Here is a 20,738-nt window from a genome sequence, read left to right on the forward strand (position 1 = left end):
AAGGAATTAACCAATGGCACTGCAAGAGTTATGGTTCGGCATCATCGCCGTACTGTTCCTGGGCTTCTTCATCCTAGAGGGCTTCGACTTCGGCGTGGGCATGCTGATGGAACCGTTCGGTCGCGCCGGCACCGGCGACGGGGAGAACCACCGACGCGCCGCGCTAAACACCATCGGCCCGGTGTGGGACGGCAACGAGGTCTGGCTACTCACCGCCGGCGCCGGGATGTTCGCCGCCTTCCCCGGCTGGTACGCGAGCGTGTTCTCCACGCTCTATTTACCGTTGCTCGCGATCCTGTTCGGCATGATCGTGCGAGCGGTGGCCATCGAATGGCGCGGCAAGATCGACGACACGAAATGGCGCGCCCTGGCCGATTTCGCCATTGCGGCCGGGTCCTGGCTGCCCGCGGTGCTGTGGGGTGTGGCGTTCGCCATCCTGGTGCGCGGCCTGCCGGTGGACGCCAACGGTCACATTCATCTTTCCATCGGCGACGTGCTCAACGCCTACACGCTGCTGGGCGGTCTGGCCACCGCCGGGCTGTTCTTGTTCTACGGCGCGGTGTTCGTCGCGTTGAAGACGTCCGGCGCGATCCGCGACGACGCGCACCGATTCGCGCAGCGGCTATCGCTTCCGGTTACGGGACTGGTTGCCGCCTTTGGGCTTTGGACACAGCTGGCGCATGGCAAGACCTGGACCTGGCTGGTGCTGGCCGTGGCGGTCGTCGCACAGCTTGCCGCCGTGGCGTTGGTGTGGCGCCGCGCCTCCGACGGCTGGGCATTCACGAGCACGGCGCTGGTCGTCGCGGCCGTGGTGATTCTGTTGTTCGGCGTGCTGTATCCCGATTTGGTGCCCTCCACGCTGAACAAGCAGTGGAGCCTGACGATCTACAACGCGTCGTCGACGCCCTACACGCTCAAGATCATGACCTGGGTGACCGCATTCTTCGCCCCGCTGACGGTTGTGTACCAGGCGTGGACGTATTGGGTCTTCCGGCAACGGATCTCGACTGACCGGATACCTCCGTCGATCGGCCTGGCAAGGCGCCCGTCCTGAGCACCCGCAACTCCCGGGCACCCCTGGACCCGCGACTATGGCGGGCATCGTCCGCGTTGCGTCGCTACCTGGCTGCCACGGTGAGCTGCGGAGTGGTGATTTCCGGCTGCGCGATCGGCTCGGCGATCGTGCTGGCCGGCATCGTCGCGAAAATCATCACCGATCCCTCGGCTCGTGATCTGCGGGGCTGGCTGGGACCGCTGTCAATTCTGTTGGCGCTGTGGGTCGTCCGCACGGTGGCGCATTGGTCGCAGGCGCGCCTGGGCCAGCGCGGCGCCAGCGCGGTGATCGCCGATCTCAACGATCAGGTGCTGACGGCGGTCACCGCCCGGCAACCCAACGAACTCGACGCGCAGCGGGATGCGGCCGCGGTCGTGGTAACCCGCGGCCTGGACGGCTTACGTCCTTATTTCACCGGCTATCTGCCCACGTTGCTGCTTGCCGCGATCCTGACTCCGGCGACCGTGGCCGTGATCGCCCTCTACGACCTGAAATCGACGGTGATCGTGGTGATCACGCTGCCGCTGATACCGATTTTCATGGTGTTGATCGGGCTCGCGACAGCGGAGCGATCAGCAACCGCGCTGGCCGCCATGACGACACTGCAGGGCCGGCTGCTGGATCTGATCGCGGGTATCCCCACGCTGCGCGCATTAGGCCGCGCTTCGGGCCCCGAACATCGCATCGCTGAACTCGCTGCGGCTCATCGCCGCTCGGCGATGGCGACGCTGCGCATCGCATTTCTGTCGGCGCTGGTGCTCGAGTTGCTGGCCACCTTGGGCGTCGCGCTGATCGCGGTCGGTATCGGTCTGCGCCTGGTGTTCGGCGAGATGACCCTGACCACCGGCTTGACTGTGCTTCTGCTGGCGCCCGACGTGTACTGGCCGCTGCGCCGTATCGGCGTGGAATTCCATGCCGCTCAAGATGGTCGGGCCGCGGCCGACGAGGCGTTCGCGCTCATCGGCGAACACACCGTGGCCGCGCGGCGCGATCAAACGGTAGCCGCGAGCGGGACGGAGATCCGGCTGGAGCAGCTCAGTGTGGCCGGACGAGATGGCAATTCGCCCTGCGAGTTGACGGCGGTGATCGCGCCGGGCCGTGTGACGATGCTGACCGGCCGCAACGGCGCCGGCAAGAGCACCACGCTGCAGGCGATCGCGGGACTCACGATGCCGTCATCCGGTCGAGTCCTGGTCGGCGGGATCGACGTCGCGGAGTTGGAGCAGAGCGCGTGGTGGCGACAATTGTCCTGGCTGCCGCAGCGCCCCGTGCTGGTCCCCGGCACGGTCCGCGACAACCTGGTCCTGTTCGGCGAGTTGGATGACCCCGAACACGCCTGTGCCGCAGCGTGTTTCGATGCGGTGCTGGCCGAGCTGCCGGACGGGCTGGAGACCGCGCTGGGACGCGACGGCGCCGGGCTGTCGCTGGGACAGCGCCAGCGGCTGGGCCTGGCCCGCGCGTTCGGGTCGCCGGCTCCGGTGCTGTTGCTGGATGAGCCCACCGCCCACCTGGACGCTGACACCGAGCAGCGGGTGCTGCAGGCCATTGCGGAGCGGGCACGCGCAGGGGCGACCGTCGTGCTCGTCGGCCACCGGCAGCCCGTCGTGGCGATCGGTGACCACCTGGTCGAAGTGGTTTCGGACCGCGAGGTGCGTTGTGCGCGAGTCTGATCCGCTCGTTGCGGCGTCGAGCCTGTTGCGGCCGCGGCTGCCCCGCATCCTGGCCGCCATCGCGTTGGGAGTGCTGTCGCTGGGCAGCGCGCTGGCCTTGGCCGGAGTATCGGCGTGGCTCATCACGCGGGCCTGGCAGATGCCGCCCATCCTCGACTTGTCGGTCGCGGTCGTCGCGGTGCGCTTGTTCGCGATCTCGCGGGGCGTACTGCACTACTGTGAGCGACTGGCCACCCACAACACCGCGCTGCGCGCGGCCGGTTCCGCGCGAGCGCAGATCTATCACCGGCTGGCGCACGGGCCGGCCGCGGTGGCCGTTCGGCTGCACAGCGGTGAGCTGGTCGCGCGCGTCGGCGCCGACGTCGACGAACTCGCCGACGTCCTGGTGCGCGCCCTGATCCCGATCGGTGTCGCGTCGGTGTTGGCGGTGGCGGCAACGGTCGCGGTCGCGGTCATCTCGCCGGCCGCCGGCACGATGCTGGCGATATGCCTGCTGATCACCGGCGTGGTGGCTCCCCTGCTGGCCGGCAGGGCGGCGGCCACCCAGGAAGAGGTTGCCCGCCAACAGCATTCCGAGCGCGACACGGCGGCGATGATCGCCCTCGAGCACGCGCCCGAGCTTCGCGTCGCCGGCGCCCTGCCCGAGGTCATCGCAAAATCGCATCGTCGCCAGCTTCGCTGGAGTGATGCGCTGGACGCGGCCGCCAGGCCGGCCGCGTTGGCCGAGGCCATGCCGACGGCCGCGGTCGGAGCCAGTGTGCTCGGCGCGGTCGTGGCCGGGATCGGGCTCGCACCCGCGGTCGCCCCCACCACATTGGCGGTCTTGATGTTGTTGCCGCTGTCCGCATTCGAGGCGATGACTCCCCTGCCGCGGGCCGCTATTCAGCTGACGCGTTCACGGATCGCCACGCGACGTCTGCTCGATCTGGCGCCACCGGTCCAGCAGGCCGCATCCGGATCCCCTGCGCCGATGCCAGTACCGGCCGGCACCGCAAGGTTGTCGGCCGACGTGCGATCCGGCCACACGCGGACGTTCTCACACCCGGTGACCGTCGACCTCAAGCCGGGCGCACGGCTGGCCGTCACCGGCGCCAGTGGCGCCGGGAAGACGACGCTGCTGATGACACTCGCGGGCCTGGTGCCGCCATTGCACGGTCAGGTAATGTTGAACGGAACCGACCTGAGTCGGCTCGACGAGCATGAATTGCCCAGCGTTGTCTGCTTTTTCGCGGAGGACGCGCACATCTTTGCCACCACGGTTCGAGACAACCTCTTGGTTGCCCGTGGCGACTGCGGCGACGACGAACTGGCGGCAGCACTGGACGCGGTTGGCCTCGGCGACTGGCTCGCAAGTCTGCCCGAGGGGCTGTCGACGGTGCTGATCGGTGGTGCGCACGCGGTCTCGGCGGGTCAGCGCAGGCGGCTGCTGCTGGCCCGGGCGATGCTGTCGCCGGCCCACATCGTGTTGCTCGACGAGCCCACCGAACATCTCGACGCGGTCGACGCGGAACGGGTCTTGATGGAGCTGCTGACCCCGTCGTCTCGTCTCATGGGCAGTGAGCGGACCGTCGTGGTGGCCACTCACCACCTGCCCGCGGCAGTGCGCTGTCCCGAGCTGCACATCGGCTGAGAGCCTGTACTCAGAGGTGACGTCGGCGTGGCGTGAATTCCAGTGTCAGCAAGACGAATACCAGCGGCACCAGCTGTGTCAGTGATATCAGCGCATACCGTCGGGCGTGCAGCGCATGGAACTTGTGCACGTATCGGTACAACGACTCGAGGGCGATCAGCGGGTCGAGCAGATGGATCAACCGGTAGAACAACCGCTCCAGTCGGCCCCGATTCTTGTCCTCGAACATCTCCGGAAACGCCGCAAACGATAACGAAACACGTTGTGCACCGGCCGCTTTAGCGGCCATGATCATGTCTACGCTGAGGCGTTCGTCGATCCCGTTGGGTGCGCCGCGGCGACGCCACGGCACATCCATGGTGATATCGCTGCCGGCCCCGGCCGTCGCGTATCGATGAAAGCCCTGCGCCCGCCCGGCGGCGTCCCTGGCGATTATCAGTGCAATCCCGGGAAATCGGCCCTCCAGCACGCCGTCGAGATTCATGTAGAACCCCCGATCGGTGTGTGCCCCGCTGGGCGATGCGCGCACCACCTCGATCAATTCGGCGCGCAGCTTGTCGTCGAGTTCCTGCTCCGCAACGATTTCCGTGGTGATACCGGCGTTGTGGGTGCGCTGCACCGCCTGACGCAAGTTGCGAAACTTGCGGCCCACCATGTCGAAACCGGCCACGTCGACGACGACATCGCGACCGATCGGCACCGCTCGCAGCGATTGCTTGACCACCGCTCGGTCGCTCCACAGCGCGAGCCGGCGCTCGCTACACCCCACTACCGCGATGCGCCAGCCGTGGGCGTGACACATCGCGGCGAAATCGGCGATCAGCTCGGGGAATTGGGCCTCCTCACCGATCGGGTCCCCGCCCACTACCGCAAATCCCATCCGCGTCCGATAGGCCAGCGCCGCGGTGCCCGCGGCACTGAAGTGGTAACTCTTGCCCGTTTGCATCGCAAACGGTGCCAACGGGTCGTCGGTGGTGGCGTTGACCAAAGCCCATGCCCGGGGCAGATTTTCGGGTTGCGGATGCGATGACAGGGGCCACATCAACACCAGTCCCGAGGCGGCGATCAGCACATCGCCACTCAGGTCGAACCCCAATACATGTGAGCCCAGGCCCGCCACCACGCACAGCGCGGCCGCTGCCGCGTGCATGGTCGTCACCGGGCGGCCCAGAAAAATCCCGCGGGCGATCAACGCCACCGCGGCCAGTACCGTCAGCGACCAGCCCAGCCGATCGGCGTAATGCCATTGGGGCTGAGAGCGGTGATGGGCGACGATGGCGACCAGCCAGCACCCGGCGCACAACAGAGCCAAGGCGCCGATGCAGCGCGCTGCGAGCGAATCGACGTGAACCACAACACGTTCGCGCGCACGCAGTTTGGGGAGAAGGTCTGCCGACGGGCCGTTCATACTTCACCTCCCGATGGGCGCGGCGCTTGTCCCATCGAATACCCGGCTCGTACGACGTTACGCTCGATTACTGTCCCGCAGAACCGAAATCGAACGGGTGCCGGGTAACTATTCGATAACCGTTATCGGTTGGCGGGCGGAAAGTACTTCAGCACACCCTCTTGCGCGACGGTGGCGACGATTTGGCCGAAACGATCGAAGAAGTGGCCGGTGCCCAGGCCGCGGGAATCCGCGGCCACCGGCGACGATGTCGAATACAGCACCCAATCGTTGAAGTCGACCTGCCGGTGAAACCACACCGAATGATTGGCCGACGCGGCGAAAATGCGGTCGAAACCCCACGACAGCCCGTGGGTGGTGATGACCGAATCCAGCACCGTGGTGTCCGAGGAGTACACCATCGTCGCGGTGTGCAGCACCGGATCGTCGGGCACCACGCCCAACGCCTTGAGCCACACCCGGTTGTGGGGCAGCCGCTCACCCTTGTCCCGCATCACCCACGCGGGATCGTTGGTATAGCGCCATTCGATCGGCTGTAGCGCCTTGACGAAGTGCGGGACGGTGTCCTCGTAGCCGCGCAACAGGTCACCGAGCGGCGGCTGAGCGTCTGCCTCGCCGACGTGGGGTGGTTCGACGGCATGCTCTAGACCGGGGCCCCCGGACATGTAGGTGATCATCGCCGAGGACAACAGCACCCCGTCCTGTACCGCGTCGACACGCCGGTTGGCGAAGCGCCGCTCGTCGCGCAGCCGGGAGACGTGGAATTCGATGTCCTTGCCGGTGTCGCCGCCGTTGATGAAATGCACCGACAGCGCACTGGGCGGCAGCTCGTCGCGGACCAGGCTACGGCTACTGGCGACGAACGATTGCGCCATGAGCTGACCGCCGAAGGTCCGCATCGGGTTCTTGCTGGGATGCGACCCGAGGAACAGGTCGTCGTCCACGCGATTGAGGTCCAGGACCGCCAGCAGTTCTTGAAAATCAGACGAACAATCGGTATTCGGCTGATGGCCGGCCGGCACGGGCTCTCCTTGCGCTTAGAGGTCGTCCTCGCCGATCCGGTGGACATGGATCAGGTTGGTGGACCCTACTGTGCCAGGTGGGGCACCGGCGACGATCACCACCAGGTCGCCCCGCTTGTAACGGCTCAGCTCGATCAGCGATTTATCGGCCTGGCGGATCATCTCGTCGGTGGATTCCATGATGGGGACGATGAACGTCTCGGTTCCCCAGGTCATGGCCAGCTGGCTGCGTACCTCGGGCCAGGCGGTGAAGGCGAGCAGCGGCAACGGAGTGTGCAGCCGCGCCAGCCGCTTCACCGTGTCGCCGGACTGGGTGAAGGCAACCAGCGCCTTGGCGTCGAGCCGCTCGCCGATGTCGCGGGCGGCATAGGAGATCACCCCGCGTTTGGTGCGCGGCACGTGGGTCAACGGCGGTGCGGCGGTCGAATTGTCCTCCACCGCGCAGATGATTCGCGCCATCGTCCGGACGGCTGCCAGCGGGTACTTCCCCACCGACGTCTCGCCGGACAACATCACCGCATCGGCGCCATCGAGCACGGCGTTGGCGACATCGGAAGCCTCGGCGCGGGTCGGGCGCGAATTCTCGATCATCGATTCGAGCATCTGAGTGGCCACGATGACCGGTTTCGCGTTCTCCCGGGCCATTTGGATAGCCCGCTTCTGCACCAGCGGCACCTCTTCGAGCGGCAGCTCGACACCCAGGTCGCCCCGGGCCACCATGATGGCGTCGAAGGCCAGCACGATCGCTTCGAGATTGTCGACGGCTTCCGGCTTCTCCAGCTTGGCGATCACCGGCACCCGCCGACCGATCCGATCCATGACCTCGTGCACCAGTTCGACGTCCGACGGCGAGCGCACGAACGACAGCGCGACCAGGTCGACACCGAGGTCCAGCGCGAAGGTGAGATCGTCGATGTCCTTGTCCGACAAGGCCGGCGCTGACACGTTCATCCCGGGCAGTGACATGCCCTTGTTGTTGCTGACCGGACCACCCTCGACCACGGTGCAGACGACATCGTCGCCGTCGATGGCCTCGACGATCAGGCCTACCTTGCCGTCATCGACCAGAACCCGATCACCGACCGCAGCGTCCTTGGACAACGTCTTGTAGGTGGTCGATACCCGGTCGTGAGTTCCTTCGCAGTTTTCGACGGTGATCCGGATCGTTTCGCCGTCGGCCCAGTAGGTAGAGCCGGTGGCGAAGCGCCCAAGCCTGATCTTCGGGCCCTGCAGGTCGGCCAGCACACCGACGGCTCGCCCGGTGGCATCCGAGGCGGCACGTACCCGCTCGTATGCGGCTTTGTGGTCGGCGTAGTCGCCGTGGCTGAAGTTCATTCGGGCGACGTCCATTCCGGCTTCGACCAGCGCCAGAATCAACTCATCCGATTGGGTTGCAGGGCCAAGGGTGCAGACGATCTTCCCGCGTCTACTCACGCCGATCAGCTTAGTCGTGCCGTCGGCTGTCGGGGTGACCCAAAGGTAACCGCGCTGAGCCATCGGAAAATCGCCACGACGGGCGGCCCGGCGATTTGCGGTCGACTACCCGCCGAGCATCGTCGGAACCAGCGGAAACCCCGGCATATTGCGCAGCACCGTCCAGACGATCGCCGCGACCGTGATGGTGATCACCGCCGTCATCGGTAGTGCGCGCCGGCCCAGCCGCCACCGCACCAGCAGCCATACGGCCAAGGCCGGGAGGCCGACGAGCAAGAAAACGTTGTCGTAGACGCTGGCCGCCAGATGGCCGTGCAGCAGGTCATGCGTCATGCGAAGCCCGCCGCAGAAGGGGCAGTTCCAGCCGGTGAGCCACTTGAACGGGCAGAGCGGGTACGCCGAATTCGCGTTGTGCGGGTCGACGGATCCGACATAGCCGAGCGCGCCGGCGAACAGGACTCCGGTACCGGCAGCGATGTAGCGGCCGTGGCGGTGGCGCTGGTCTCCCGTGCGGGAGGCCGAATCAGGTTCCATCGCGTAGTGGTCGGCCCTGCGGATCGTTGACCTTGTCGGTCAGGATCAGGACGGCGTCGACGATGCTCCAGATCAGACCGACTCCGCAGGTGAGCAGTCCGACGAGTAGTTGCGCGACACCCAGTCCGATGTCGCCGATGTAGAAGCGGCCGATGCCGCCGATGCCGACCAGGCTGAGCAGCTGCAGCAGTCCGGCGATGGTTTTCGACTTGTCCGAGTACGCCAGTCCCGTCACCGGGTGACGGCCGTAGGGTGCCGACGGGTCGTACCCGACGGGGCCGGGATACGGCTGGTATTGCGGGTATGGCGGTGGATATCCCGACGGCTGCGGTGGTGGTGCGCCGGGGTCCGGGGCAGTGCTCCACGACGGTTCGGTCACGGTGTTCAGCATGCCAGATGAACTGGGTGTACCCCAGCCTCGACGAGTCGTTTGCTAGCTGCCGGGACGCCGGTCGCGGCGGCGCAGCGCCCAGCGGCGCCGAGTTTGGTGGTCGTCGGCGGTGGGCGTGGTCTCCGACGCAGGCTGCTCAGCTGCGGGTTCCTCGGGCTTCACGTCGACGGCCGCGGTTGACTCCGGCTCGCCTTCTTCGGCCTCCGCGTCTTCTCCGGCAGCCGCTCCGGGTTCGCTGGCCTCCGCCTCGGGTTCGGCGTTTTCGGGATCAGCGTCCAACTTTTCCGCTTCGGGTTCTTCGGCTTCCGGTTCTTCCGCTTCGGGTTCTTCGGCTTCCGGCTCCTCGGCCTCGGGCTCTTCGGGCTCTTCGGGCTCTTCGGGCTCCGAGGCTTCAGCCTCAGCGACTTCCGGCTCTTGCGCTTCGGGCTCTTCGGGCTCTTCCGGCTCTTCGGGCTCTGCCTCGGCTACTTCCTCTTCGGTCTCTTCCGGCTCTTCGGGCTCTTCCGGCTCTGCCTCGGCTACTTCCTCTTCGACCGCCGGCTCCTCGGCCTCTGCCTCTTCGACTTCCGACTTTTGCGGCTCGGGCTCTGCCTCGGCTACTTGCTCAGCGACTTCCGGCGCCTCCGGCTGCTCTACCTCGGCCGCTTCGGGCTCTTCGACCTTCGCCTCTTCGACCTCAGCCTCTGGTTCCTCAGCCACCGCCTGAGCGACTTCGGCCTCAGCCTCTGGTTCGTCAGCAATCGCCTCTTCGACTTCGGGCTCTTCGGCTTCGGCTTCGGGTCCGACGGTCTCGGCCGCTTCGAGCTCTTCGGGCTCTTCGGGCTTCGCCGTTTCGACTGACTCCGCCGAACCCGCCGAGCCGGCGTCATCGTCCGCACTGGCCGCAGTCGCCGCCACCGTCGAAGCCGCGGCGACACTGGCGAGTTCCTCCGTCGGCTCGACTTCGGTTTTGGATTCCGCGTCGTCCGGCTGTTCCTTGCCGCGCAAACTCTCGGGATCCTCGCGGCCCTTCGGCGCCAGAACGATGTAGACGATGGCGCTGATGAACACGAAAGTCGATGTAAACGAGTTGATCCGGATACCGGCGATGTGGGTGGCGGTGTCGTCACGCAGCAGCTCGACGCAGAAGCGCCCGACACAGTAGAGCGCGACGTAGGCCGCAAAGAGCCGTCCGTGACCGATCGCGTAACGCCGGTCGATGTATATCAGGATGCCGAAAACCAATAGGTTCCACAACAATTCGTACAGAAACGTCGGTTGAACCACGACCGCGAGCTGCCCCGTCGACACGCCGTCGAGTGAGTGCGGGTCGATGTATCCCGAAGGATCGCGGCGATAGAAGATTTCCAGGCCCCACGGCAGCGTGGTCTCCCGGCCGTAAAGCTCCTGATTGAAGTAGTTGCCGAGCCGACCGATGGCCTGCGCCAAGATGATTCCCGGGGCGACCGAATCGAGGAAGGCGGGCAACGGTATTCCGAGCCGCCGGCAACCGATCCATGCTCCGAACACGCCGAGGGTTACCGCACCCCAGATGCCCAGCCCGCCGTCCCAGATGCGGAACGCCGCGCCGAACCCGGCACCGCCCGGGCCCCAATACGTCCGCCAATCGGTGGCCAGGTGATACAGCCGGCCGCCGATCAACCCGAACGGCACCACCCACAGCGCGATGTCATAAATCACCCCGCGCTGCCCGCCGCGAGCTGCCCAGCGCCGATCGCCGATAATCAGCGCGACCACGATGCCGGTGATGATGAACAGCGCGTACGCGCGAATCGGCAACGGACCCAAGTGCCAGACACCTTGCGGTGGGCTGGGGAAATACGTGGGCAACATCGTCATGATGTCGACACTCGCACACCTTCGGCCAATTCCTGGGTCAACGCACGCAAGCTCGGCAGACCGTCGGCGAGTGCCGATACCAAGGCCGAACCGACGATGACACCGTCGGCGTAACCGCCGATCTGCGCGGCCTGCTCACGCGATCGCACGCCGAGGCCGACGCCAACGGGGATGTCGGACACCGCTTTGACCCTGCGGACCAATTCGGGGGCGGCGTTCGACACGGCGTCGCGCGCACCGGTCACGCCCATCGTCGAGGCCGCATAGACGAATCCGCGCGATGCCTCGACCGTGGTCACCAGCCGCTGCGGTGTCGACGAGGGCGCCACCAGGAAGATGCGATCCAGCCGATGCTCCTCGGACGCGGCCATCCACTCTTCGGCTTCGTCGGGGATCAGGTCCGGCGTGATGAGCCCATGTCCGCCCGCCGATGCGAGGTCCCGCGCGAACGCATCAACCTTGTAGCGCAGCACCGGGTTCCAATACGTCATGACCACCGCATGACCGCCGGCCATGCTGATCGCCTCGACCGCGGCCAATGTGTCACGCACGCGCACACCCCCGCGCAACGCGGCCTCGGTGGCCCGGGCGATCGTCGGGCCGTCCATGCCGGGATCCGAATACGGCACCCCGACTTCGACGAGGTCACAACCCGATTCGACCAGGGCGGTCATCGCGTCCACCGAAGTCGCTATGTCGGGATAACCCGTGGGCAGGTAGCCGATCAGCGCGGCCCGGTTTTCGGCCCGACACGCCTCGAAAAGCGGTGCCAGCCTGCTGGCGTGGCTTTGCTCCACCGTCATCACTTGTCCTGGGAGTCCATCAGGCCGAACCATTTCGCGGCCGTCTCGACATCCTTGTCACCGCGGCCCGACAGATTCACCACAATGACTGCGCCGCTGCCCAATTCATTGCCGAGCTTGACCGCACCGGCGACTGCGTGGGCGGATTCGATGGCCGGGATGATGCCCTCGGTCCGGCACAGTAGACGAAACGCGTCCATCGCCTCGGCGTCGGTGATCGGCCGGTATTCGGCGCGCCCGGTCTCCCGCAGCCACGCGTGCTCCGGGCCCACTCCCGGGTAGTCCAAACCCGCTGAGATCGAATGGGATTCGATCGTCTGGCCGTCCTCGTCCTGCAGCAGATAGGAGAACGACCCCTGAAAGGCCCCCGGTGAACCGCCGCTGAATGTCGCCGCGTGCCTGCCGGTCTCGACGCCATCGCCCGCTGCCTCGTAACCAATCAGCCGCACGCCCGGGTCGTCGATGAAGGCGTGGAAGATGCCGATGGCGTTGGACCCGCCGCCGACGCAGGCCGTGACGGCGTCGGGCAACCGGCCCGCCTGCGCCTGGATCTGCGCGCGCGCCTCCAGCCCGATGATGCGCTGGAAATCGCGGACCATCGTCGGGAAGGGGTGCGGGCCCGCCGCCGTGCCGAAGCAGTAGTAGGTGTTGTCGGCATTGGTGACCCAATCCCGGAACGCCTCGTTGATGGCGTCTTTCAACGTTTGCGAACCCGTGTCGACCGAGACGACCTCGGCGCCCAACAGCCGCATCCGCGCCACGTTGAGCGCTTGGCGCGCGGTATCGACCGCGCCCATGTAGATCACGCACTCCAGACCGAGCAATGCGCAGGCGGTGGCCGTCGCCACGCCGTGCTGCCCGGCGCCGGTCTCGGCGATCACCCGGTTCTTGCCCATCCTCTTGGCCAGCAACGCCTGGCCGAGCACGTTGTTGATCTTGTGAGAACCGGTGTGGTTCAAGTCTTCTCGCTTGAGGAAGATGCGTGCCGAATTGGCGTGTTCGCTCAAGCGGGTGGCCTCGTAGAGGGGTGACGGCCGGCCCGCATAGTTGGCCTGCAAGTCGTCCAGCAGATCCAGGAAGTCCGGATTGACGCGTTCCTTCTCGTAGGCCGCGGTGACTTCTTCGATCACCGCCATCAACGCCTCGGCGACGTAGCGGCCACCGTACACACCGAAATGTCCACCCGAGTCAGGGTCGTGTCGGGTGGGTTCGGAAATGGCCGCGCTCGCAAGCGGAAGGGCGGGGCGAGTGAGATCCACCATCACCAATGCTCAACGCGGGGATGGCTCATGGGGTTCAACGTTTCAACGCAGGGGCTCTGACTAACGAGCCGGTTTCGGACAGGACGGATGGGTACCCGCGGTCACCAGATCGGCGACGGCGGCACGCGGGTCGCCACTTTTGACCAGACCCTCACCGACGAGGACGGCATCAGCGCCGGCACCGGCGTACGCCAACAGGTCCGCGGTACCCCGCACACCGGATTCGGCGATCCTGATCACCTTGCTGGGCAGTCCGGGTGCGATCCGCGAAAAGCTATCCCGGTCCACCTCCAGCGTCTTGAGATCGCGGGCATTGACCCCGATCACGTTGGCGCCGGCCTTGAGTGCGCGGTCCGCCTCTTCTTCGGTGTGAACCTCGACAAGCGCTGTCATGCCGAGTGATTCGGTGCGGTCCAGCATTGCCGCCAGCGCCGACTGCTCCAAGGCGGCGACGATCAGCAGCAACATGTCGGCGCCGTGCGCACGCGCCTCGTGAATCTGATACGGCTGCACCACAAAGTCTTTGCGCAACACCGGAATCGACACCGCGGCCCGAACCGCATCCAGGTCGTCGAGCGAGCCGTTGAAACGCCGCTCCTCGGTCAAGACACTGATAATGCGGGCACCGCCGTCTTCGTAGGCCTGAGCCAGCTTCGCCGGATCGACAATGGGCGCCAACGAACCCGCCGACGGACTCGCGCGCTTCACCTCGGCGATGACGCCGATCCCCGGCTCGCGCAGGGCGGCCATCACATCCAGAGGCGGGGGCGCTGCGGCGGCGGCCGCTTTGATCTCGGGAAGAGGAATACGCGCTTCGCGCGCGGCAACATCGGCCCGGACTCCCTCAAGGATGGAGTCAAGGACAGTCGCCGGACTCATACCTGTCGTTTCCCTTCTACAGCCATACAGACGGTCACCTAACCGGTTCCGAGCCGATTTCGACGACGTCAATGAAGGGTAGCGACCGTCGGCTCGCGACCCGTCACCGACCCTCGGTGTCAGACTCGCGGGGCCGATCAGTCGGGTCATGCCCCTCATCGAGTGCGTCCCAGATCATCCGCTCCGACATCTCTGGCGCCCCCGGCTCCTCCAGCATCGCCCCGTCGGCCCCTTCGCGTCTCGCAATTGAGCGGCGGGTCGCCGGCGCGGCGTATTTTTTCGTCCCGCCCCGGGCCGTCATCGCCGACCTCATCAACAGGACGGCGGCGATCAACGTGCACACCGCCGCACCCACCGCGAACCCGGCGCCGGCGTACCGCCGCTCGCTGCCCACCAGCGTCAGCAGCGAAATGTGGGCAAGTTCGGATCCTCGCACCGCCACATCCGGCAGCACCCACAGGCTGACGCCCAGATAGCCGATCGCCAGGCTGATCACGGCGAGCAGCCCGGCCAGCGCCCGCAGCGCCCAGCCACGCACCGCCAGCGCCGCCACCGCGGTGGCCAGCATCAGCAGCGCCGACGGCAGCAGGGCCGTCGACCAGGCCGCACCTGCCAGGATCACTTCCTTCGGCGGCCCCAGCCCGTCGAACGACCGGATCACAACCCACGGCAGTCGCGAGGCGGTCCACAGCAGGCCCGCGGCGATGACCAGCAGCAGCTGGGCAATGCCGATCGTCAGCCGGGCCCGCCGGTCCGGCGGGGCATCAGCCATTGCGGGCGGCATCCGGGGCGCTGAGCGTCTGCGCCGCGGCGATGGCATTCAGCACCGCGCGCGCCTTGTTGCTCGCCTCGGTGTACTCATAAGGACCGTTGGAGTCGGCCACTACCCCGCCGCCGGCCTGCACATAGGCGGTGCCATTGCGGATCAGCGCCGTGCGAATGGCGATCGCGAAGTCCGCGTTGCCGGCGAAGTCGAGGTACCCGAGCACGCCGCCGTATACGCCGCGGCGTGTCTTCTCCACCTCTTCGATCAGCTCCATGGCCCGCACCTTGGGCGCTCCGGACAGCGTGCCGGCCGGGAAACAGGCCGTGACGGCGTCCAAGGCGGTGCGGCCCTCGCCGAGCAGGCCGGTCACCGTGGAGACCAGGTGCATGACGTGGCTGTAGCGCTCGATGTGGCTGTAATCCTCGACGCGGACCGTGCCGGGCGTGCAGACCCGGCCGAGGTCGTTGCGGCCGAGGTCGACCAGCATCAAGTGCTCGGCGCGTTCCTTGTCGTCGGACAGCAGCTCCTTTTCCAGCAGCTGATCTTCTTCCTCGTTCTGTCCGCGCCACCGGGTACCGGCGATCGGATGCGTCGTCGCGCGGCCGTCGGCGACGGTGACGAGTGCCTCGGGACTGGATCCGACGATCGAAAAGTCAGTCGCACCAGCACTATTCGGCACATGCAGCAAGTACATGTAGGGGCTGGGGTTGGTCACTCGCAGAATCCGGTAGACGTCGATCGGGTCGACGTCGGTGTCCATTTCGAAGCGCTGCGAGGGGACCACCTGGAAGGCTTCACCGGCCGCAATCTGGTCGACGAGATAGTCGACGATCTTCCCGTATTCGTCGACCGTGCGCTGCGCTCGATAGTTGGGCTCGGGCTTGCTGAAGGTGGCCACCGTCGACGGCAGCGGCTGGCCCAGCGCCTCGGTCATCACATCCAGGCGCGCCACGGCGTCGTCGTAGGCCTCGTCGACCCGCTCGTCGGTGCCGTTCCAGTTCACCGCGTTGGCGATCAGCGTGATCGTGCCCTCGTGATGGTCGACCGCCGCGACATCCGTGGCGAGCAGCATCAGCATGTCCGGTAGCTGCAGGTCGTCGACGGCCATTTCCGGCAGGCGTTCCAGGCGCCGCACCATGTCGTAGGCGAAGAACCCGACCAGGCCACCCGACAGCGGCGGAAGCCCCGGCTCGGACTGGCTAGAGGCCTGACTGGTTTGCCGAGTGGACAGCAGCTCCAAGGTGGCCTGCAGCGCCTCGAGGGGATCGCCACCGGTCGGCGCGTCCTGCGGAACCGCACCCAACCACACCGCTTCGCCGTCGCGCACTGTCAGCGCTGAGGGTGCACCGGCTCCGATGAACGACCATCGCGACCACGATCGGCCGTTCTCGGCGGACTCCAGCAAGAACGTGCCGGGTCGATTGGCGGCCAGCTTGCGATATGCCGACAGCGGCGTCTCGCTGTCAGCCAAGACCTTCCGGGTCACCGGAACAAAGCGGTGCGCCGCCGCGAGCAGGCGAAATTCCTCCCGTGAGGTCGTGTCGGCGAGGTGTGGGTGCACCAAACCATCCTCGCAGATCCGGGTCGGCGGCTCGCGCGAGCTGGGGGCACCTCCCGCTTGCGGGGAAACACCACGGCGACTTTCAGCCCGATTTTCCGCCGTGCGGTTACGCTCGCGGCCCGGCAACACCTGGTGGGCGATCGGGCGTAGCCTGACGCCCATGAAAACTGGTGACACGGTGGCCGACTTCGAACTTCCCGATCAGACCGGAACGCCCCGCAAGCTCAGCGCCCTGCTTGCCGACGGCCCCGTGGTGCTGTTCTTCTACCCCGCGGCAATGACTCCTGGGTGCACCAAGGAAGCCTGCCATTTCCGGGACCTGGCCGCCGAATTCGCGGCGGTCGGCGCCAACCGCGTCGGCATCAGCACCGATGCCGTGCAGAAGCAGGCCAAGTTCGCCGACAAGGAAAGCTTCGACTACCCGCTGCTGTCTGACACCGAAGGCACGGTGGCCGCGCAGTTCGGCGTCAAGCGTGGTCTGCTCGGCAAGTTGATGCCGGTCAAGCGCACGACGTTCGTGATCGACACCGATCGCAAGGTGCTCAACGTGATTTCCAGCGAGTTCAGCATGGACACCCACGCCGACCAGGCACTGCAGACCCTGCGGGCACGTTCGTCGGCGTAATCGCTTGCGCTGCTTGCGGTTACGGGACGATCGCCAGAAACACGAACACGGCCAGCAGCACCAGATGTACCTCGCCCTGCAGCCGGGTCGCCCGGCCGGGGATCACGGTGAGCATGCTGATCACCACGGTCAATGCAAACAGCACCAACTGTGTCGAGCCCAGCCCGAGAATCAGCGGTCCTTTGATCCAGATCGACGCCAGCGCGATGCCGGGAATGGTGAGCCCGATGCTGGCCATCGCCGAGCCGTACGCGAGGTTGAGGCTCGTCTGGATGCGGCCCGCCCGCGCCGCTCGCACAGCCGCGAGCGTCTCCGGCAGCAGCACCAGGGCCGCGATCACCACACCCACGAAGGAGTGCGGGAAGCCCGCTACGGACACCAGTTTCTCGACGGCCGGCGACTCCTGTTCGGCCAGCCCCACCACCGCGACCAACGCGGCGATCAGCAGCCCTCCGCTTCGCAGCGCCGCCGCGGTGCTGGGCGGCTCGGCGTGGCTTTCGTCGTCGAAGATGCGCTGCTGACCTCGCTGCGCAACCGGCAGAAAGAAGTCGCGGTGTCGCACGGTTTGAGTGAAGACGAACATCAGATAGAGCAGCAACGACGTGACGGCGGCGAATTCCAGCTGCCCGGGCGAGAACTCCTGACGACCACGAGTCGTGGTGAAGCTGGGGAGCGCCAGGCTCAGCGTCGCCAGCGTGGTGAGCGTCGCCAGCGCCGCACCGCTGCCTTGCGGGTTGAACAACGTCACGCCGTAGCGATGGGAACCCAGCAGCAGCGACAACCCGGCAATGCCGTTGGTGGTGATCATCAGCGCCGCGAAGGCGGTGTCCCTGGCCAGTGTCTCCGCCTCGTTTCCGCCCGAGGCCATCAGCGTGATGATCAGGGCCAGCTCGATGACGGTTACTGCGGTGGCCAGCACCAGCGATCCGAACGGCTCACCGACCCGGTGTGCGACCAGCTCCGCGTGGTGCACGGCGGCCAACACGGCGCCGATCAGAACGATCGCCTCGAGCGCCGCAAGCAGGGGCCCCGGCTCCGTGCCCCAGGTCAGTGCCAGCATGACGAGAGCGACCAGCGGCACCACGACATTCCACGACATCCGTTCGCGCATCGCCTGCCATTCTCATCGAAAACGTCGTCCGGTGCCGCCTCGGGGCGCGCCGCGTGAGACTGGCCCGCACGGCCGCGATTTGCGGGCCGCCGCAATCATCGCCTCAGTAGCATGCTCACATGCCGCAAAGCGATGGGTTACCCGAAGGCGCGCTGTTCGCTGGATTCAGGATCGTTCGGCGGCTGGGGGCCGGAGGGATGGGCGAAGTGTATCTGGCGCAGCATCCGCGGTTGCCGCGCCGTGACGCCCTGAAGATCTTGCCCGGTGAGCTCACCGACAACCTCGAGTTTCGGCAGCGCTTCAACCGGGAGGCCGATCTCGCCGCAAGCCTGTACAACGAGCACATCGTCGGCATCCACGACCGCGGCGAATACGAAGGGCAACTGTGGATTTCGATGGATTACGTGGAGGGCACCGACGCCGCGCAGCTGCTGCGCCAGTACCCGTCGGGGTTGCCGAAAGCCGATGTCATCGAGATCATCGCCGCCATGGCCGACGCGCTGGATTACGCACATTCGCGCGGCCTGCTGCACCGCGACGTCAAACCCGCGAACATCCTGATCAGTGACGCCGCGCCGCGACGGCGCATTCTGCTGGCCGATTTCGGCATCGCCCGCGAGCTGGGTGAAATCAGCGGTCTGACAGCGACAAACATGATGATGGGCACGACCGCCTACTGCGCGCCCGAGCAGCTGCAGGGACTCGACATCGACGGACGTGCCGACCAGTACGCGCTGGGATGCACCGCGTTCAACCTGTTGACCGGTACCGCCCCCTTTCAGAATTCCAATCCCGCGGTGGTCATCACGCAGCATTTGTCGGCGCCGCCACCGCCGGTCAGCGAGCGCCGGCCCGACTTGGCAGACCTCGACGGCGCACTCGCGAAGGCCTTGGCCAAAAACCCCGCCGATCGCTTTGCAACGTGTACGGATTTCGCCGCCGCGCTCGGCAGCCAGCTCGGCACCGCGGCCGACACCGTCGGCCCGACTCAAGCGGCCCCGATTGCGGACACCGAAGCGATCGCTAGTCCCCAAACCACGTCGGCCGCAACGGCTCCCGCGCGCAGTACCCGGCGCACGGCGGTAGCGGTCGCGGTGATCGTCGGTCTGGCACTGGTCGGCCTTGGGCTACTCGTCGGCGTCCGCGTGTTCGGCGGCTCACACCAATCCGGCAACGGCGGCGCGCACTCTGTCGCGCCGTCAAGCGGCCACGCCCCGGCCTCGGCGAAACCCGGCATCAAGCTGACCCGCCAAATCACCGACCAAGCGGGTGCGCTCGGGCCAATCGAATACGACACGGTGAATCGGGCGCTCACCACGCTCTACAACACGCGCGGCACGCGGTTGTGGGTGGTGTATGTCAAAACCTTCGACGGTCAAAAGCCGTTCAAGTGGGCCGAGGATGCCATGCGCGCCAACAACTTCACCGACAACGACGCCATCCTTGCCGTCGCCACCGAGGAGCCCGCGTACTCATTCCGGGTGCCCAACGCGGTGACCGCCGGAAAGGCGATTGACCTCGAAGTCATTCGGCGGGATCGCATCTCACCGGCCGTCTTTCGTCATGAATGGACACGCGCCGCAATCGAAGCAGCCAATAGCCTGGATGTGGCGCCGCGCTAATTCTCGGGTTCGAGCAGCGCGTCGGCATCGAAGCAGCTGTGGTCTCCGGTGTGGCACGCGCCGCCGACCTGGTCGACGGTCAGCAGCACGGTGTCACCGTCGCAGTCCAGGCGCACCGAGTGCACATACTGGGTGTGCCCCGACGTCGCGCCCTTGATCCACTGCTCGCCGCGGGATCGCGAAAAGTAGGTGGCCTCGCGGGTTTCCAGGGTGCGGGCCAGCGCCTCGTCGTCCATCCAGGCGACCATCAGCACGTCGCCGCTGCCCCGCTCCTGCACGACGGCGGTGAACAGGCCGTCGGCGTTGCGCTTGAGGCGCGCGGCGATGCCGGAATCGAGTGTCATCGTACCGTGATCCCTTCCGCGGCCATCGCGGCCTTCACCTGCCCGATCGTCAACTCGCGGAAGTGAAAGACGCTGGCCGCCAACACCGCATCCGCACCGGCCTGGACCGCGGGTGCGAAGTGGTCGACCGTGCCGGCGCCGCCGCTGGCGATCACCGGAACCGTGACCGCGGCACGGACCGCGCGCAACATCGCCAGATCGAAACCGGCCTTGGTGCCGTCGGCGTCCATCGAATTGAGCAGGATCTCCCCCACCCCGAGGTCGGCGCCGCGGGCCGCCCACTCGACGGCGTCGATGCCGGTGCCGCGGCGCCCCCCGTGCGTGGTGACCTCCCAGCCCGATGGCGTAGGCGCCGAACCGGACGGCACCGTGCGGGCGTCGACGGACAACACGATGCATTGCGAGCCGAATTGCCTTGACATTTCCGCCAATAGGTCCGGGCGCGCGATCGCGGCGGTATTCACCGAGACCTTGTCCGCCCCCGCCCGCAGCAGGACGTCGACGTCGGCCACGGCGCGCACACCGCCGCCGACGGTCAGCGGGATGAACACCTGCTCGGCGGTGTGGCGCACCACGTCCAGCATCGTCGCCCGGCCCGACGAGGACGCGGTCACGTCCAGAAAGGTCAGCTCGTCGGCGCCCTCGGCGTCATAGGCCGCAGCGAGCTCGACGGGGTCACCCGCGTCGCGCAGGTTCTCGAAATTGACTCCCTTGACCACGCGCCCGTCGTCGACGTCCAGGCACGGAATCACCCGCACGGCAAGGTCGGTACCCGAATGCATC

19 protein-coding genes are annotated in these 20,738 nt (G+C 66.7%); 5 read left to right on the forward strand and 14 right to left on the reverse strand.

Translation table 11 applies throughout. From position 1 onward, the window contains the following. Positions 1-13 precede the first annotated feature (13 nt). The 3 genes from cydB (at position 14) to cydC (ending at position 4,354) form a co-directional block, all read left to right on the forward strand. The gene (cydB, locus tag SKC41_RS20185; protein ID WP_330979434.1) at positions 14-1,054 is read left to right on the forward strand and encodes a cytochrome d ubiquinol oxidase subunit II; all 1,041 of its coding nucleotides are present in this window, start codon (positions 14-16) and stop codon (positions 1,052-1,054) included. Between the two features lie 80 nt (positions 1,055-1,134). Next, positions 1,135-2,724, forward strand: coding sequence for a thiol reductant ABC exporter subunit CydD (cydD, locus tag SKC41_RS20190; protein WP_442931721.1), 1,590 nt, complete (start codon positions 1,135-1,137; stop codon positions 2,722-2,724). Beyond that, positions 2,711-4,354, forward strand: a complete 1,644-nt coding sequence (gene cydC, locus SKC41_RS20195) for a thiol reductant ABC exporter subunit CydC (RefSeq protein WP_330979436.1) — start codon at positions 2,711-2,713, stop codon at positions 4,352-4,354. The genes cydD and cydC overlap by 14 nt, the downstream gene beginning before the upstream one ends. A gap of 10 nt (positions 4,355-4,364) precedes the next feature. On the opposite strand, the gene SKC41_RS20200 is transcribed toward cydC, so the two are convergent. The 11 genes from SKC41_RS20200 to SKC41_RS20250 all read right to left on the reverse strand — a co-directional run bounded on the left by SKC41_RS20200 (position 4,365) and on the right by SKC41_RS20250 (position 16,253). Next, positions 4,365-5,762, reverse strand: a complete 1,398-nt coding sequence (locus SKC41_RS20200; RefSeq protein ID WP_330979437.1) for a bifunctional lysylphosphatidylglycerol flippase/synthetase MprF — start codon at positions 5,760-5,762, stop codon at positions 4,365-4,367. A gap of 122 nt (positions 5,763-5,884) precedes the next feature. Then, positions 5,885-6,784 (reverse strand): acyl-CoA thioesterase II, encoded by a 900-nt coding sequence (locus SKC41_RS20205; RefSeq protein WP_330979438.1) that lies wholly within the window; start codon positions 6,782-6,784, stop codon positions 5,885-5,887. A gap of 15 nt (positions 6,785-6,799) precedes the next feature. After that, on the reverse strand, positions 6,800-8,218 hold the full coding sequence (gene pyk / locus SKC41_RS20210) for a pyruvate kinase (RefSeq protein WP_330979439.1): 1,419 nt from the start codon (positions 8,216-8,218) through the stop codon (positions 6,800-6,802). Between the two features lie 105 nt (positions 8,219-8,323). Continuing rightward, entirely contained in the window at positions 8,324-8,752 is a 429-nt protein-coding gene (locus tag SKC41_RS20215) for a DUF2752 domain-containing protein (RefSeq protein WP_330979440.1), read from the reverse strand. Beyond that, positions 8,742-9,143 carry a TM2 domain-containing protein gene (locus tag SKC41_RS20220; RefSeq protein WP_330979441.1) on the reverse strand — a complete coding sequence of 134 codons (402 nt, stop codon included), beginning with the start codon at positions 9,141-9,143 and terminating at the stop codon, positions 8,742-8,744. Before SKC41_RS20220 ends, SKC41_RS20215 begins: the two co-directional genes overlap by 11 nt. A gap of 42 nt (positions 9,144-9,185) precedes the next feature. Next, positions 9,186-10,982, reverse strand: coding sequence for a prolipoprotein diacylglyceryl transferase (locus SKC41_RS20225; RefSeq protein ID WP_330979442.1), 1,797 nt, complete (start codon positions 10,980-10,982; stop codon positions 9,186-9,188). Then, a complete protein-coding gene (trpA, locus tag SKC41_RS20230; RefSeq protein ID WP_330979443.1) occupies positions 10,979-11,788 on the reverse strand; it encodes a tryptophan synthase subunit alpha in 810 nt (269 codons plus the stop codon). The genes SKC41_RS20225 and trpA overlap by 4 nt, the downstream gene beginning before the upstream one ends. Continuing rightward, positions 11,785-13,047 (reverse strand): tryptophan synthase subunit beta, encoded by a 1,263-nt coding sequence (trpB, locus tag SKC41_RS20235; protein ID WP_442931722.1) that lies wholly within the window; start codon positions 13,045-13,047, stop codon positions 11,785-11,787. Before trpB ends, trpA begins: the two co-directional genes overlap by 4 nt. Before the next feature lie 60 nt (positions 13,048-13,107). Continuing rightward, on the reverse strand, positions 13,108-13,926 hold the full coding sequence (gene trpC, locus SKC41_RS20240) for an indole-3-glycerol phosphate synthase TrpC (protein WP_330979445.1): 819 nt from the start codon (positions 13,924-13,926) through the stop codon (positions 13,108-13,110). Between the two features lie 103 nt (positions 13,927-14,029). Beyond that, the gene (locus tag SKC41_RS20245) at positions 14,030-14,698 is read right to left on the reverse strand and encodes a TIGR02234 family membrane protein (protein WP_330979446.1); all 669 of its coding nucleotides are present in this window, start codon (positions 14,696-14,698) and stop codon (positions 14,030-14,032) included. Further along, positions 14,691-16,253, reverse strand: coding sequence for an anthranilate synthase component I (locus SKC41_RS20250; protein WP_330979447.1), 1,563 nt, complete (start codon positions 16,251-16,253; stop codon positions 14,691-14,693). Before SKC41_RS20250 ends, SKC41_RS20245 begins: the two co-directional genes overlap by 8 nt. 160 nt (positions 16,254-16,413) lie before the next feature. Here SKC41_RS20250 and SKC41_RS20255 point away from each other — a divergent pair, with 160 nt between their 5' ends. Further along, entirely contained in the window at positions 16,414-16,878 is a 465-nt protein-coding gene (locus tag SKC41_RS20255) for a peroxiredoxin (protein ID WP_330979448.1), read from the forward strand. A 19-nt stretch (positions 16,879-16,897) separates the two neighbouring features. Here the strand turns inward: SKC41_RS20255 and SKC41_RS20260 are convergent, their stop codons facing one another. After that, entirely contained in the window at positions 16,898-17,989 is a 1,092-nt protein-coding gene (locus tag SKC41_RS20260) for a calcium:proton antiporter (protein WP_330979449.1), read from the reverse strand. A 119-nt stretch (positions 17,990-18,108) separates the two neighbouring features. Between SKC41_RS20260 and SKC41_RS20265 the strand changes: the two genes are divergently transcribed. Further along, positions 18,109-19,611, forward strand: coding sequence for a serine/threonine-protein kinase (locus SKC41_RS20265; protein ID WP_330979450.1), 1,503 nt, complete (start codon positions 18,109-18,111; stop codon positions 19,609-19,611). Here SKC41_RS20265 and hisI read toward each other — a convergent pair. Further along, positions 19,608-19,955, reverse strand: coding sequence for a phosphoribosyl-AMP cyclohydrolase (hisI, locus tag SKC41_RS20270; RefSeq protein WP_330979451.1), 348 nt, complete (start codon positions 19,953-19,955; stop codon positions 19,608-19,610). The two genes, SKC41_RS20265 and hisI, sit on opposite strands and share 4 nt — an antisense overlap. Continuing rightward, positions 19,952-20,737, reverse strand: a complete 786-nt coding sequence (hisF, locus tag SKC41_RS20275; RefSeq protein WP_330979452.1) for an imidazole glycerol phosphate synthase subunit HisF — start codon at positions 20,735-20,737, stop codon at positions 19,952-19,954. Before hisF ends, hisI begins: the two co-directional genes overlap by 4 nt. Position 20,738 lies beyond the last annotated feature (1 nt).

Origin of the sequence: Mycobacterium sp. 050128 (genome assembly GCF_036409155.1) — a bacterium.
GTDB lineage: Bacteria > Actinomycetota > Actinomycetes > Mycobacteriales > Mycobacteriaceae > Mycobacterium.